This window comes from Euzebyella marina (assembly GCF_014855515.1).
In the GTDB taxonomy this organism is placed as follows: domain Bacteria; phylum Bacteroidota; class Bacteroidia; order Flavobacteriales; family Flavobacteriaceae; genus Euzebyella; species Euzebyella marina.
This window is the reverse complement of record NZ_JACYFK010000001.1, coordinates 1,890,561-1,905,668: the sequence shown is the minus strand read 5'-3', so window position 1 is coordinate 1,905,668 and position 15,108 is coordinate 1,890,561. Positions and strand designations below refer to the sequence as shown.

At 40.6% G+C, this 15,108-nt stretch carries 12 protein-coding genes; 4 read left to right on the top strand and 8 right to left on the bottom strand.

The window, feature by feature from the left end; all coding sequences use genetic code 11:
• Nucleotides 1–65 precede the first annotated feature (65 nt).
• Nucleotides 66–1,349, top strand: coding sequence for a replication-associated recombination protein A (locus tag IL356_RS07730; protein ID WP_121850018.1), 1,284 nt, complete (start codon nucleotides 66–68; stop codon nucleotides 1,347–1,349).
• Here IL356_RS07730 and IL356_RS07725 read toward each other — a convergent pair.
• The 8 genes from IL356_RS07725 to IL356_RS07690 all read right to left on the bottom strand — a co-directional run bounded on the left by IL356_RS07725 (nucleotide 1,339) and on the right by IL356_RS07690 (nucleotide 8,771).
• Complete coding sequence (locus tag IL356_RS07725) at nucleotides 1,339–2,286, bottom strand: hypothetical protein (protein ID WP_162987939.1); 948 nt, start codon at nucleotides 2,284–2,286, stop codon at nucleotides 1,339–1,341. The two genes, IL356_RS07730 and IL356_RS07725, sit on opposite strands and share 11 nt — an antisense overlap.
• Before the next feature lie 88 nt (nucleotides 2,287–2,374).
• Entirely contained in the window at nucleotides 2,375–3,808 is a 1,434-nt protein-coding gene (locus tag IL356_RS07720; protein ID WP_121850020.1) for a DUF5723 family protein, read from the bottom strand.
• Nucleotides 3,805–4,350, bottom strand: coding sequence for a hypothetical protein (locus IL356_RS07715; protein ID WP_121850021.1), 546 nt, complete (start codon nucleotides 4,348–4,350; stop codon nucleotides 3,805–3,807). The genes IL356_RS07720 and IL356_RS07715 overlap by 4 nt, the downstream gene beginning before the upstream one ends.
• A 52-nt stretch (nucleotides 4,351–4,402) precedes the next feature.
• Nucleotides 4,403–5,092, bottom strand: coding sequence for a YjjG family noncanonical pyrimidine nucleotidase (locus IL356_RS07710; protein WP_121850022.1), 690 nt, complete (start codon nucleotides 5,090–5,092; stop codon nucleotides 4,403–4,405).
• Nucleotides 5,085–6,383: a polysaccharide deacetylase family protein gene (locus tag IL356_RS07705; RefSeq protein WP_121850023.1), complete on the bottom strand. Its 1,299-nt coding sequence runs from the start codon at nucleotides 6,381–6,383 to the stop codon at nucleotides 5,085–5,087. The genes IL356_RS07710 and IL356_RS07705 overlap by 8 nt, the downstream gene beginning before the upstream one ends.
• A gap of 33 nt (nucleotides 6,384–6,416) precedes the next feature.
• Nucleotides 6,417–7,115 carry a RadC family protein gene (radC, locus tag IL356_RS07700; protein WP_121850024.1) on the bottom strand — a complete coding sequence of 233 codons (699 nt, stop codon included), beginning with the start codon at nucleotides 7,113–7,115 and terminating at the stop codon, nucleotides 6,417–6,419.
• Between the two features lie 76 nt (nucleotides 7,116–7,191).
• Nucleotides 7,192–7,332, bottom strand: coding sequence for a hypothetical protein (locus tag IL356_RS07695; RefSeq protein ID WP_162987940.1), 141 nt, complete (start codon nucleotides 7,330–7,332; stop codon nucleotides 7,192–7,194).
• 80 nt (nucleotides 7,333–7,412) lie between these two features.
• Complete coding sequence (locus tag IL356_RS07690; protein ID WP_121850026.1) at nucleotides 7,413–8,771, bottom strand: UDP-N-acetylmuramate--L-alanine ligase; 1,359 nt, start codon at nucleotides 8,769–8,771, stop codon at nucleotides 7,413–7,415.
• Between the two features lie 259 nt (nucleotides 8,772–9,030).
• Between IL356_RS07690 and IL356_RS07685 the strand changes: the two genes are divergently transcribed.
• The 3 genes from IL356_RS07685 to IL356_RS07675 are packed head-to-tail and all read left to right on the top strand — an operon-like array spanning nucleotide 9,031 to nucleotide 15,036.
• Nucleotides 9,031–11,910 (top strand): gliding motility-associated C-terminal domain-containing protein, encoded by a 2,880-nt coding sequence (locus IL356_RS07685; RefSeq protein WP_121850027.1) that lies wholly within the window; start codon nucleotides 9,031–9,033, stop codon nucleotides 11,908–11,910.
• Between the two features lie 20 nt (nucleotides 11,911–11,930).
• Entirely contained in the window at nucleotides 11,931–12,875 is a 945-nt protein-coding gene (locus IL356_RS07680; RefSeq protein WP_121850028.1) for a PorP/SprF family type IX secretion system membrane protein, read from the top strand.
• 1 nt (nucleotide 12,876) lies between these two features.
• Entirely contained in the window at nucleotides 12,877–15,036 is a 2,160-nt protein-coding gene (locus IL356_RS07675) for an OmpA family protein (RefSeq protein WP_162987941.1), read from the top strand.
• Nucleotides 15,037–15,108 lie beyond the last annotated feature (72 nt).

The window sequence follows — 15,108 nt, the reverse complement described above, 5'->3', positions numbered from 1 at the left end:
ATTTAAATAAATACTTTAGTTCAGATAAGATTTGAAATCGATTATACAATTTATAATTTCACCAAATGAACGAACCTTTAGCAGAAAGAGTTAGGCCCAAAACGATTACTGACTATATCAGTCAAAGACATTTGGTTGGTGAAAATGGTTCCTTAACACAACAGATTAAGAGAGGAATCATTCCCTCTTTAATATTTTGGGGGCCTCCTGGCACTGGAAAAACAACCTTGGCCAATATCATTGCCTCAGAGAGTGATAGACCTTTCTACACGCTAAGCGCAATCAATAGTGGTGTTAAAGATGTACGCGAAGTTATAGACAAGGCAAAACAAAGTGGGGGGCTTTTTACCTATAAAAACCCCATTTTATTTATCGATGAAATTCATCGTTTCAGTAAATCTCAACAAGATTCTTTATTGGCCGCGGTAGAAAAAGGTTGGGTCACCTTAATTGGTGCGACTACCGAGAACCCAAGTTTTGAAGTTATTCCTGCCTTGCTCTCACGTTGTCAAGTATATGTATTGAATGCTTTTGGAAAAGAAGATTTAGAAAATCTTCTTAACAGAGCTATCAAAGAGGATTCGTTTCTCAAAAAGAAACAGATCGAATTAAAGGAAACCGAAGCGCTTCTTCGCCTATCTGGCGGTGATGGACGAAAGCTACTTAACATATTTGAGTTGGTTATCAATTCTGTTGATGGAGACAAAATTCTAATAACAGATGAACTTGTATTGGGCAGAGTACAAAAAAATACCGTTCTATACGATAAAACTGGGGAGCAGCATTACGACATCATTTCAGCGTTTATCAAATCGATTAGGGGCAGTGACCCAAACGGAGCTGTTTATTGGCTCGCCAGAATGATCGAAGGGGGCGAAGATGTAAAATTTATAGCCAGAAGATTACTGATTTCGGCATCTGAAGATATTGGGTTGGCCAACCCTACCGCATTGGTCATTGCCAATAACGCCTTTCAGGCGGTAAATACTATTGGCTACCCGGAAGCAAGAATTATTCTTAGCCAGTGCGCCATTTATCTGGCAACTTCACCTAAAAGCAATGCGAGCTATATGGCCATAAACAAGGCTCAGCAGGCTGTTAGGGAAACCGGAGACCTTTCGGTTCCGTTACCGCTTAGAAATGCCCCAACCAAACTTATGAAAGATTTAGGTTATGGGTCTGGATATCAATATGCGCATGACTACACTAATAATTTTGTAGAAATGGAATTTCTGCCGGAAGAATTAAAAGGAACTGCCTTCTATGAACCTGCTAACAATGCCCGTGAGAAAAGTATAGATGAGTTTCTCCAAAAAAGATGGAAAAACAAATACGATTCTAAAACTTAATCTCTAAACTTTCGGTCACTAGTTGGTCATTCTCATAGTATTCAAAAAACCACTTACCGTTATTCTCAAATACTACCCCAGACTCCGTATCGCTTTCTGCTAAATAATAGTCGGGAATGGAGGTTCGATAGATTTTTAGCCTAATCTTTGGAGTACTGTCTACCAACTGATATCCGTTATCCAAACCTTGAGCATACAAAACCCCTTCACTCGGTCTTGTATTTTTAATCTGAGCTCCTGAAACGGATTTATTTATGGAGGAAGATTTAGGCGTATTATCCTTATACTTTTGCTCTTCTTGAGTGGCCACTTGACTAACAACCTCCGCATTGGTAGCAGGTTTGGTGTAATTTGATGGTTTCGGTGTATTGTCTTTATACCGCTGTTGCTCTAATGTAGCTTCCTGCTCCACGGCACTATTCAAATTCTTTGGCTTTTGACTATTGTCGGCTGCCACCGTCTTTACATCATTTTGCATATTAACGCTAATCGGTTCGTTAGTCTTGCTCTTTCCTGAATATTTATAGTTGAGACTACTTATGGAACGAAAAGATTCACGAATCGCCTCGTTATAGGAGTCTTTATAATTCTTCTCTTTACTTCTTCCCTCCTGTGAGGTGTAAACTTCTTTTCCTTGGCAATCTTCTAACTTTATGGCCGCCTTTGTTGTGAACATGTTGGAACCATCAACTATATGGGCCGTTAAGGCCATGCAGCGGTTGGTGTTGACCTCCATGGGAAGTTCGTCTTCATATGCCGTTTCAAAACCTATCTCAGAGAATAGGTGTTTAACCAATGTGCTGGTCTGGTACTGATTGGGTTCTTTAAATGCGTCGAACTTTTTAGGAACGATAACATATTTATAGTCGTTCAATTCTGTCTGGGCCATGCTCGGCAACCCTACCATTACAATCAATACCAATAATAAATTCTTCACAATCAATCAGATTTAGCAATTCTCAATTCATGATGAAAAAAGCATGCCAAAAAAGACTCTGTAAAATTTTTCTAGGCAAAAGACTTCGTCATCGTTTGCCCCAAGATATAATATTTAATCCTAATTGAAAAGAGGCGTAATTGCTAGCTGCGATATTGCGATATGCTAACAAATTATCGGCCATTGCGTAGAAATTTACCGGTCCTGCTTGTAGATTAATACCTAGACCGACATTCGAATATGTGAATTTATCTACAGTGTAAGTAGCTTTCAAAGCCATAAAATTACCAAAGCGGCGATGATAGAATGCGGTCAGGGCCGCCTGTGGACCTCTTGGTCTGTTAATGGCATACAACTGTGCACCCAAACCATTGACATATTTGGCCCTGTTAGATGGAGACCTTCCGGCTTTGATTCCACAATCACAGTTGGCCATTCCGGAAACAGGCTCACCAAAATTATAGCGTATGGATCCATATAGTTTAGTAGGCCGAAATGAAACGTAGCTATTACTATCGTCTTCAAAGGGAAGAAACTCTTCTACCTCATCTACCAAATCTTCCCAGAAGTCGGTATCGGGATCATTAAAAGCATCTGGAAGGATTACTTCTAACCCTTCTACAGTATTTCTTCCATTAAGAGAAAAGGTTTTTACATCATTAGCGTGGTATATAAAACCTAAATCAAGTAAACTACCTGTCACCACGAGTTGATCGCTCAAATGGTACGTAAAGCCTAAATCGAAACCTAAACCTAAATTACCGCCCAAAAGCGCTCTTTTAAGTATAGTGCTTCCGGTGGTCTCATCATCAAAAGAATCGCTTATGGAGTTTATTCCCGATGTTCTAAGTTGCATATTGGCTTCCAAGGTGCTAACATAAATATTATTTTCACCTGGGCTTGTAACGAAGTAACCTCTGTTCTTAGTAGAATTAAAGTCAAAAATACTGGAATAGATTTTTGCCCTTCCGCCAATGGTCAGACCATCACCAACGTTTTTATTTAACCCAAAATGCAGAACATTCACCAACTCGCCCCTAGTTTTCAAGTGACTTAGATCAAAGCGCTCATTCAATCGATCCGCATTGCCTTCATAGGCCAAAATGGCATAATCTCTAAACCAATAGCCGATAGCATCTCCTTCGAGGTACATACCCCCTGTATAGAACAAATCCGGGTTTTTTCCGCGAAAGCCAAGATTCAAAAATTCAACTTGAAACGTACCACTAAGTTCGTCTTTGATATCCATTCCATAAATGGCCCTGTCTCTTATCTTGTCATTGATATCGATACCATCGTTTGCAAAAATGTCGTCAACAGCAATGCCGCTAGAACCGGCCTGTAACATAACACCGGACAATACTGGAATACCCGCATACCATTGAAAATCGATCTCAACACCCGGATTGACCATTGCCGACTGAGGAATTTCAGAGAAATCGTAGAGAATTTGTTTGTTCTGCCCATTTACGACAAAACTGGCCAAAAATAAGCCTAAGAAAACTAATTTTTTTAGGTTCATTTTAACTGGACTCTAAATTTAGCGCTTGATTTTACCACTATTTTTGGGTCTGGCTGATTTGACACACTGGTTGTGTCACCAAGATTCGTAGTGCTTACCCTTATACTCGAGGTATTTTTTATTATTTCAATACTGCGGCCTGCGTCGCCGTATGAAACATCTAATTGAGAAGTACTATTGGGGTCAACCGTGATATTATCTGCTTGCCCTAAAAGGTTATCTTGATCATCTAAAAATTCTATGGTGATAGACAATGTTTTGCTTGTTGTATTCTCTACCAAATAGGTGATGGTGCCATCTAACACCCTTTCAGAAAAGGCGTCATAACTAAAGGCATCAAAATTAAAGTTTTGGGTAAAAACGACATTTGATGGTGCAGAATTAACCATGTCTTCAGGCGCTTCTACATATAACATACTGGCTTCTAGAGTAGGCGTTACCTCGATTTCATCGTACTGGTCGAAATCCTGTTCTTCTACACAAGAGAAGAGCGTTGCCGCCAATAAAAAGACAACGGAACAAATTGAAAGAATCCTTTTCATAGTATCACCTTTAAAGGACCTATCTGGCCTCAGGGGTCATACCTATATAACTCTATAAGAAAGATTTTATTTCAATAAGGTCATGAATCATTTTGCAGTGTTCGTGCAGGGGTTCGTTATGGGCGTTAAAATGAAGCGCGTGATAGCCTACAGCCATAGCGCCTTGTATATCGGCCTCTAAATTATCGCCAATCATCAAAGATGTCTGGGCTTCCACACCTGCCCTGTTCAAAGCCAACTGAAATATATAAGGATTCGGTTTTTTTACCCCTGCCATTTCAGAGTTGATGACCTGATCAAAAAATCTTTCAATCCCTGAATTTTTAAGCTTTCGGTTCTGCACTTCCTCGAAGCCGTTCGTAATGATGTGTAACCTGTACGATGAGCTTAAATATTCCAACACCGGTAGTGTATTAGGAAACAGGTGGTTAAAATTCGATAGATTTTCAATATAATCGACCGACATTTGATTGATGACCGAATCGGATACCCTGTAGTGCAACTTATCAAATACCGTTTTCAATCGTTGGTAGCGTAATTCTTCTTTGGTAATACGCTCTTCGCGATACATCTTCCAAAATTCAAGATTGGCCGGCACATATACCTGTAAGAAATCATCAAGGCCAATTGAAATATGATGGTCGACAAGAATTTTTTCAAAGGTTAGGGCCGAATTTCTTTCGAAATCCCATAAAGTGTGGTCGAGGTCAAAAAATATGTCGGTAATGGTCTCTCTATACATGAAACTTTCTTAAAAATTGGGAATAAAACTCTTTCCAAACGACCTTGTTTACCGAATCGCCTAACAGCTCATTAGAAAAAATTGATATGAAATGACCGTTGACCTGCTTTACCTGTTCATAAAGTTCACTGGCACATCTCAACATTTCTTCTTGCCTTCTGAAATTTTTTAACGCGTAATCATGAACCGCAAAAGGGTGTATTCGTATAGGCTGCTGTATCTCAAGACTAATATCGTAGAAATAAAAAGAGCTGCAAGTACCTGCCCTAAAACCTGGTTCATGGGTATAGCCCATGGTATAATCGTCGGTAAATTCAGCTTCTATCAAATTGCGATAAGTTTGCGGCAGGTGCAATCGGTTATACCGCATACGGGAGGCATCAACAGATCGATTGATTACCCCTTTTAGATTCTTCCTTTCTTTTTTTAATAACTCTACATCTTCAAAAGAACTATAAGAAGCCGCTAGGGCAATAGTACTGTAGTCTGCTATCGACTTGATTAAAAATCTGAATTTGTTGTGGTTGGGAGAAACATTCTTATCAAAGGTAGAGTAAGTGGCAAATTGAAAGAAAAAAACACTTTTTATATTGAGCTCTTTATGCAAATCTACAAGATGGCCAAAATTATCGTAAGGGTCTTTTTTAGGGTCGAACCAAACTTTGATGCGCTCTATTACCCTCTTAAACTTCAAAGACCCCAAATCATACAATAAGCCAGCGGCACTTCTGACCAAACCTCGGTGGGCGTAACAATGAGAACTGGTCACGTCGATAAGAGACGTAAAGTCATAAGAGCCCAGATTATATTCTAAATCAGGAAACTTTTCCTTCAGAAGCTCTAACAATTTATTTGCCCAAATATCAACGACCGGCAGTTTGAGAAAATCATTGCGAAAGGCAAGACTATCTTTTGGTTGAAACCTACCGTGAACATCCTTTAAATGTGGCAAATACTCTTCGTAACGGCTCAATAGATAAAAACTGGCCGAAAAAATGTCAAAAGGCACATTGCTTCTTTCCCCAGCACTGAAAAAACACGGCGTATCATCCCATTTCTTGACGGTTATATGAAAATCATTGATTCCCTGTTCAAACAATAGGTCATTACTTCGAATAAAGAATTCATTCTGTAACGCCTGTTTGGTATAGGTAATTTTAGGACCTGTATGCTTTATAAAATCTTCGACCTTAATGGTAAAAGAAATTTCTATACCTAAAATGCGAGTGAATATTTGCCTTGTAATATAGGTAAGCCTCGGTGTAATCTTGTGAGAGTAAATCAGAAGCATAGTATACCAAATATTGTTTTCAGGGAGTTTTATTTATAATATCCCTTCATCCGCAAAGCTATAATAATCCTTTTGGGTAATGATCAAATGGTCCAAAACTTTAATGTCCAAAGCTTCTGAAGCCACTTTAAGTTTTTGGGTTATCTTTCTATCTTGATGACTGGGCTTCAATGTCCCTGACGGATGGTTATGGGCCAATATCAAAGCCACGGCTCCTATCTCTAGCGCTTGCTTCATAACAATACGTACATCAACCAGCGTACCTGTCAACCCGCCTTTGCTCAATTGTGATTTATGAAGCACCTTATTTGAGTTGTTCATATAAAGAATCCAAAATTCTTCGTGCTCAAGTTCTCCTAAAATGGGTTGCAGTATCTCGAAGGCATCTCTACTACTTCCTACTTTTGAAGTCTTCAAGGCGTCTTCTCCCCTTCTTCTTCTACCAATCTCCAGTGCGGCAGCAATCGTAATGGCCTTTGCTTCACCAATTCCCTTAAATTCCATCAATTGCTTTATGGAAAGTTTACCCAATTCGTTCAAATTGTTTTGGGCGGATGCCAATATGCGTTTCGATAAGTCGACAGCACTTTCGTTTCTACTACCGGAACCGATTAGAATGGCTATGAGCTCGGCATCCGATAAAACCGACCTCCCTTTCTGCAACAATTTTTCTCTGGGCTTATCATCATCTGACCAGTTTTTAATAGAAAATGAAGTGTTATCCTGTGCCATTTTATAAAGATAGCGAACTAAAGCTTGGATTATGTTGGCCGAATTTCAAAACAATATAAATCCTGTGCAATGAATATTATAAAGTGTCGTCATCAGCGGGTATCTCAGTTCTCTTAGGATACAGTCTAGAGTCGGTTAAAGTCCTGTTTTCTTCCAAAATAGCATTTGACATGCCAAGCATGACGGCCAATAAGACCATCGATAGTTTCTTGAACATAATCTCCAATTTAGAAAACAACGTAACACGTACTATGCCAACCAATTGTAATGTGACATATTTTCTTACAACAAATGGACTTAAGGGGCTATCCTCCTTTTTAACTCTTCCAGATCGAGTCCGCCATAATTACCTGAACTCATTAATAGCAATACTTTATCAATAAAATTTTGGTCCAGTATAAATTCGTGAAAATCGCTTGAACTAGTAAATATGCGCAAATCACTTCTTTGAAATGCTTCTCTTATCTGTTCTGGCGATACAGGGTCTAGTTTCTTTATGGCTACCGATTCGGGCAAGTAAAATACGATGGCCTCGTCAGCTGCATCTAAAGCGCCTCTATATTCTTTCAAGAATTCAGGATTAAAACTGCTGTATGTATGTAGTTCTAGGCAGGCAACCATTCTTCTATCGGGGTATTGCTCTTTTACTGCCCGTGTGGTAGCCGCCACTTTACTGGGAGAATGCGCAAAGTCTTTAAATGCTACGGAATCACTGCTTTCAGCCAGTTTTTCCAATCGCTTCGAAGCCCCTTTAAAAGTGGCTATAGCCTCGTAGAAATCATCTTCATCGACTCCCATATTCTGACATATCCATTTGGCACCGGCCAAATTATTGAGATTATGTTGGCCAAAGACCTCTATTGGCATTGGTCCATCTGGTGTATGCAAAAGTGTAGTACCGTTTTCAACTTCATATTCAGGTGTACTATAAGGCAACTTACGAATGGGGTTTTCAGATGCTTCTACCACTTTTTTGAGGATATCATCTTCAGAGTTATAGGTTATGCTGCCACCCTTTACGATGGTATCTACAAAAATCTGAAACTGCTCTACGTAATTTTCAAAAGTCGGGAATACGTTAATATGGTCCCATGCTATACCGCTTAAAAGGGCAATATTGGGCTTATAGAGATGAAACTTAGGTCTTCTATCAATTGGTGATGATAAATACTCATCGCCTTCAAGTACGATAAAGTCGTTATGCTCGGTCAAATGAACCATTCTGTCGAAACCCTCTAATTGGGCGCCTACCATAAAATCTACTTCTATATCGTGATAGTTCAGAACATGTAAAATCATTGATGTAATGGTGGTCTTGCCATGGCTACCTCCGATTACGACCCGTGTTTTATTTTTTGACTGTTCATAGAGAAACTCAGGATAGGAATAAATGGTCAAGCCCAATTCTTGGGCGCTTAATAACTCAGGGTTATCAGGTTTGGCATGCATACCTAGAATAACAGCATCCAATTCTGCATGTATTTTCTCAGGGTACCATCCAAACTCCTTTGGTAACAACCCCTCTTTTTTCAACCTGCTTTTAGAAGGTTCATAAATTACATCGTCACTACCCGTTATTGTATATCCTTTGTGTGCCAAGGCCAGCGCTAAATTATGCATGGCACTACCTCCTATAGCTATAAAATGAATCTGCATCTATGAATTGTTTGCCACAAATATAGACATTGATTTCATGAACAAATAGACCTACAACTAATTCAAAGCCTTTCTGAAAAATGTAATAAAACCAGTGCCTTTATCGACCAAATGCAGCATTTTTCAGACCACAAGCTACTTAAAATGTAAGATTCACCCTTCAAAACGGTAGCTACACAACAAATATTCCCATAGGGATAGGGGTAAAATTACATTTGCCACAAGTAGGTTGGAGAGATCCAACTTAAAACGACCTACCATGACAAACCTACAGCAGAAGAGATTCTTGGTAAATGGCATATTGCTTTTACTGGCAGTTCTCTTCACTTCTGAAATGTATTCTCAATGTGCGGGAACCGATAACTCGGTAACCGTTTGTAATAAAGATTCCGATGAGAATAACAAAACCTTTGATTTATTCGCGCAATTAGGCGGCACCCCTACCCTCGGAGGATCTTGGTCTACCAATGACCCAGCTAACTTTTTTGCCTTGGATAGGAATACGGGTATCGTAAACCTTTGGGATGTAAAGAATTCAGGGTTTCACGAGTTTACCTATACCAATGATAATTGTGGGGAATCGGCCGTTGTTACGGTCATTCTTGGGGGTTACCCCGGCGAGGACAATATCGACGGAAGTGCCGATGCCTGTGGCGACGACCCCGCTGTAAACCTTCATAGCTTTATCGGTGATGAAACAGAGGGCAAATTTCAAGATTTCAATGGGTCTTGGGCCGCTGTAACACCTGGTGCCGGAGACCATCTTACACAAAACTTTTTCAATGCTGCTGATGCCGGTGTAGGAATTTATGAATTCACCCATACCGTACCTTCGGTAGGCACGTGCCCTAGCAGACAGGTTAGCCTCATTTTAGAAGTACAAAGACCGGCCAACTCTGGGGTTGGCTCAGCGTTGACCGTATGCACCTCTGACGACCTTTCGTCAATGACCAATTATGACCTCAATACGCTGCTGGTTGATGAGGATATCAATGGTACTTGGTCAGAAGGGCCTTCCACTAATCAATTAGATGATTTGACCGATAGTACGGTAGACGTTCAGGCCATAAGGGACAATAACGGACCCGGCACCTATACTTTCACCTATACGGTGTACCCTTCACATGCCGTTTGTACCATCAGTCAGACATCTGTAGATATTATCATTTTGCCCACCTTGCAAGGAACGATGGAGGCTACTAATTTCTGTTCTGGCCCAAATACCTATAGAGTTGAACTAAGTTCTTACAATACGACCCTTATAAGTGATGGCACCTACGGGGGCAACTATTCATTATCCTCCCTTAGTGGAACTTTTAGCGCTACCACATCAATAGTACTGGCAAATGATGGTACGGGTTATTTTGATATTGACGCAAGCACGGTACCGATGAACGAGATTGTTACCATTTCAATAGAATCTTTAGGTGCCGAAGTATGCCCTGACATTCAAGTACCACCTGTAGATTTTATTGTTACAGACCCTAATGCCACAGCTACCGATAGCTGCTTGGGTTCTGACGTACCTATTTCCCTTACCAATATTCATGATGCTTCTTTAAGTCTAGCTAACGGAAGTTATAATGTCGATTATACAATTACCGATACCGATGGTATTGAGTCGAATTTCAGTATCTCGGATGTTGCTTTCAATTCTGGAAATGGAAGCTTTGAGATTCCAGCTTTGCAACTACCGGAAGCAGGTTCGTACGATATTTCTTTAACGGTTCAAAGCGGATTTACCCTCGGCTGCGATATCACTACAAGTTTTACGGTAATTCCACCTCCTGCTGATATAGTTCTTGACCTGCTGGTTGATAATTCATGTAACGCAACACAAATCGAGGTCCAAATTGACGCACCCAATCTTGCGGATGGGAGTTATGACATCACCTATGATGTTGTTAGCCAAAGCTCAGGTCAGGTGGTATTGGAAAACACTATCAATTTTAAGGGTGGTACGGCATCTTACGATTTGGACGTTGCATCATTAGAGCAAGGAAACTATACCGTTAGTGTGAGAAGTACACAAGACGATACCACCGCCTGTAGAACGACTTTTGAATTTGAAGAAAGTGAAAATTTCGCTATTGAAGGAATACCAGCCTTACCTATAGCCGAACTCAATCAAAATTTCTGTCTTAGTGATTTTGCTAGCAATCCACCTTCTTTAGCCGATATTCAAGTAACTGCCAACGGGGAAATCCTCTTTTATGCTACCGAGTCCGATATGGACATATTACCATTAGATACGGAATTGGTAGATGGAGAAGATTATTTTATCTCGAATACAGACCCCAACAATAATTGCGAGGGATCCAATAGAATAAGGGTGATTACCACCCTATCCAATCCCGAGGGACCATCCGCCTTAAATACAAATCCTACCTTCTGCGCTTCTGAACAAGCAACCGTTTTAGAACTGAACCCATCGGTTTCTGCAAATGGTACGGTAACATGGTACGACAATGCTACCGGAGGCAACCCCTTGGACAATAGCACCCTTCTGGTCGATGGCACCAGCTATTTTGCCGCCAATACCGAATCGACCGGTTGTAGTAGTACAGAGAGGGTAGAAATAATTCCTACCGTATACGGATTGGAACCAGTTTCCCTGGCTTTTAGTACCATCGCACTTTGCGGTTTAGATAACCCAACTATTTACGACCTGCGTACGATAGAGGGAGACAACCCTTATGAAGTGCTTTGGTATGACACACCCGAAGAAGGTAATCCGCTTGATGACCAAACACTTTTACAATCGGAAACAACGTATTACGCCGTAAGCTTCAACCCTGATACCGGTTGTATGAACCCCGAAAGAATGGCCGTTACGGTAGACCTTACCAATTGCGACCCCGAAGATTACGGGTTTTTTATTCCTGATGGGTTTTCACCGAATGCCGATGGCAGAAACGATACATTTTTTGTTCCCAACATAGAAATTATTTTTCCTGATTTCACCTTGGAAATCCTGAATAGATATGGCGCTTCACTCTTTAAAGGAGACCGCTCCAACCCGGCTTGGGATGGTTCTGAAGGAGGAAAAACCGCTCCGAACGGGGTCTATTTCTACGTTATTAACTACAACAAAGATGGCCACCAACCAATTCAAGGAAGGTTATACCTCAACCGCTAACCTTCTAAAAAACCGATTACATGTTTAAAAAACACATCATAAAGATAGTTGGCCTCTTGATTCTCGCACAGTCATGGGCGTTTGCACAGCAAGATCCGCAATACACGCAATACATGTATAACATGAGCGTGGTTAACCCGGCCTATACGACCAATGACTTGGGCCGTCTGAATTTTGGAGGCCTGTACCGTTCGCAATGGAAGAATGCCGTGGGCGCCCCCGAGACTTTGACCTTTTTTGCACATGCCCCGGTAAGTTCCAATATAGAAATGGGTCTCTCACTAGTTAAGGATGAGATTGGCGATGGCGCCTTAAAGGAAAACAACATTTATGCTGATTTTGCCTATATCTTAAAACTTACTGAAAAGAGCAACCTCTCTTTAGGCTTAAAAGGAGGGTTCACCACCTTTGAGACCAATTTCAATGGTTTTATGCTGCCGGAATTTCAAGATGACCAAGCGTTCAACGAGAATCTGAACAACACCTACCCTAATATTGGTGTGGGCGCTTTTTATAACAGGCAGCAATTCTATTTCGGGCTCTCAGCTCCCAATTTACTCACTTCAAAACACTTGGAAAACAGGGATGGTATCAACCGAATAGGTTCTGAAAAAATACACTTGTTCGCTATGTCCGGTTACGTTTATGAACTCAATAGCGATATCAAACTGAAACCTTCGGTATTGGCAAAAATAGTTGAAGGTGCTCCGCTAACGGTAGACTTTTCGCTTAATGCCCTTTTTTATGACCGTATTGAAGGCGGACTCTCTTATCGTTTGGAAGATTCGGTAAGTGCCATGTTCAATATTGCCGTGCTTCCGTCTTTGAGAATTGGCTATGCCTATGATTATACCTTATCGAACTTGAGCGATTATAGTTCTGGTTCCCACGAAATATTCGTGCTTTTTGACCTTGACCTTTTAGGTCTTGGCAAAGGCTATGACAAATCCCCCAGATTTTATTAATATGAAGAAGTTATTGTTCTTACTAATGGTTCTGGGTTCTTTTAAAAGTGTATGCGCCCAGGCAGATATCAAGCGAGCCGACCTGTATTTTAGCAGGGCCTATTATGCAGATGCCATTCCGTTGTACGAAGAACTCTTGCCAAAAAACAAAAGTTCGCAACTGATTAAAAACCTCGCAGATTCGTATTACCATACTTTTCAGATGAAATCCGCTGCTCGCTGGTACCAATATTTAGCAAATCACTATGGTGATAAGTTGAATGATTCTTACTACTTCAAACTCAGCCAGTCTTTAAAAGCAATTGGTGAGCACGAGCAGGCAGACGATGCATTAATTGCCCATTACAGCAAAGATAGGCACCCTGAAAAGGCTTCACTAGTTAAGACTCAGAGAACCTATCTTGATAACATAGCGGCAATTGGCGACCGTTTTGAAATCGAAAGCCTTGCCTTGAATACCGAATCATCAGAATTTGGTGCGGCAGTGGTTGATTCCTTATTAATTTATGCGGCCTCTAAGAAAAGTGATCAAATGCTGTCTAAGTTGTACCGATGGAACAATCAAAGCTATTTAGATCTTTACAGTCATCCCTTAGGGCAATTAACTTTAGGTGACACCATAAGTAAAAGCTTTTCTAAAAGAATAAATACCAATTTACACGAAGGCACTTTTGCCATAACAAAGGACAGAAAGACCATTTATTTTACCCGAAACAGCAAACATAAAACAGATGAAAAAATAAGTCATCTAATGCTTTACAAAGCGGAATGGGTAGAGAACGAATGGAAGAATATTGAAGAGCTTCCTTTTAACGGAAAAGACTTTTCAACAGAGCATCCTGCACTAAGTCCAGATGAAACCAAACTCTATTTCTCGTCAGATCGTGAAGGTGGGCAAGGAGGTTTTGACCTATACTATGTTGACATTCAAAAAGACGGTTATGGCAACCCCGTCAACTTGGGAGCTAACATCAATACCGACAAAAAAGAGCAGTTTCCGCATATAGATGCTGAGGGCAACCTATATTTCGCCTCCAATGGGCATCCTGGGTATGGACTTTTAGATATTTTTAAATCGGAAGTAAAGGATGGAGAATTGCAAAAACCAAACAACTTAGGGTTTCCGGTAAACAGTGGCTATGACGACTTTTCATTGGCCCTAAACACCGACGGAAAAAGCGGTTATTTCTCTTCCAACAGACCTTCAGGCAAAGGAAGTGATGATATCTATTCTTTTAAAGAAGCCAAACCTTTGGTTATAGAGGATTGTATGCAATTCATTGCAGGCATCATTACAGACAAGACCACCAATCAACCATTAGCAAATGCCAAGGTAGAACTGGTAAACTCAGTAACAGCTTCAATTGAAAGTATTTCAACCTCATCGGATGGATCCTTTAAATTTTCGGTAGAATGCGCATCGAACTATAAAATTACGGCGACAAAAGCAGGGTACGAAACAGCCTCTAAAACCGTCGTAACAGATAAAGAGCGAAAAGCGGTAAAAGATGCTTCGCTCTCATTGTTATCAGAAGAGGAGATTGCCAAGCAAGAGGCTATCGCCCTTCAAAAAGAAAAGGAGGAGGCAGAAAAAAAAGCAATTGCTGAGGCCAAACGATTAAAAGAATTAGAGCTTAAGGCCGAGCAAGAAAAACTTAGAAAAGAAAAAGTGCGCCTTCAGAAAGAGGCGGAACAAAAAGAAAAACAGGCGATAGCTAAAGAGAAGGCCAAGCAGCAAAGAAGAAAAGAAATAGAAAAAATCATTGCTCAAGAAGAAGGTATCGTAAAAGATAAAGAGCGTACCCTTCTACAAACCGGTGAAATCCATTTTGACTATGGCATGTGGTATTTGAGAAGGGAAACCAGGGCCCGTTTGGATAAGGTGGTGAAAATAATGAAAGACCACCCAGGTATGGTGCTAGAAATAGGCACCCACACCGACATACGAGGTAATAGCAATTACAACCGCGAACTATCACAAAAAAGGGCCGATGCCGCAAAGGAGTACTTGGTCAAAAATGGAATTGACAGTTCAAGAGTCGTCTCAAAAGGGTACGGAGAATCGCAACCCATCGTCCATTGCGATACAGAAAACAGTTGTACCGAAGAAGACCATGAGTGGAACCGTCGCTGCGAACTGGTAGTCGTTCAATGGAACTAAAAATTTAGTCATGCTTAAAAAGACCCCGGCGATAATATCGTTGGGGTTTTTCGTTTTTGGTAGGGCATTCAC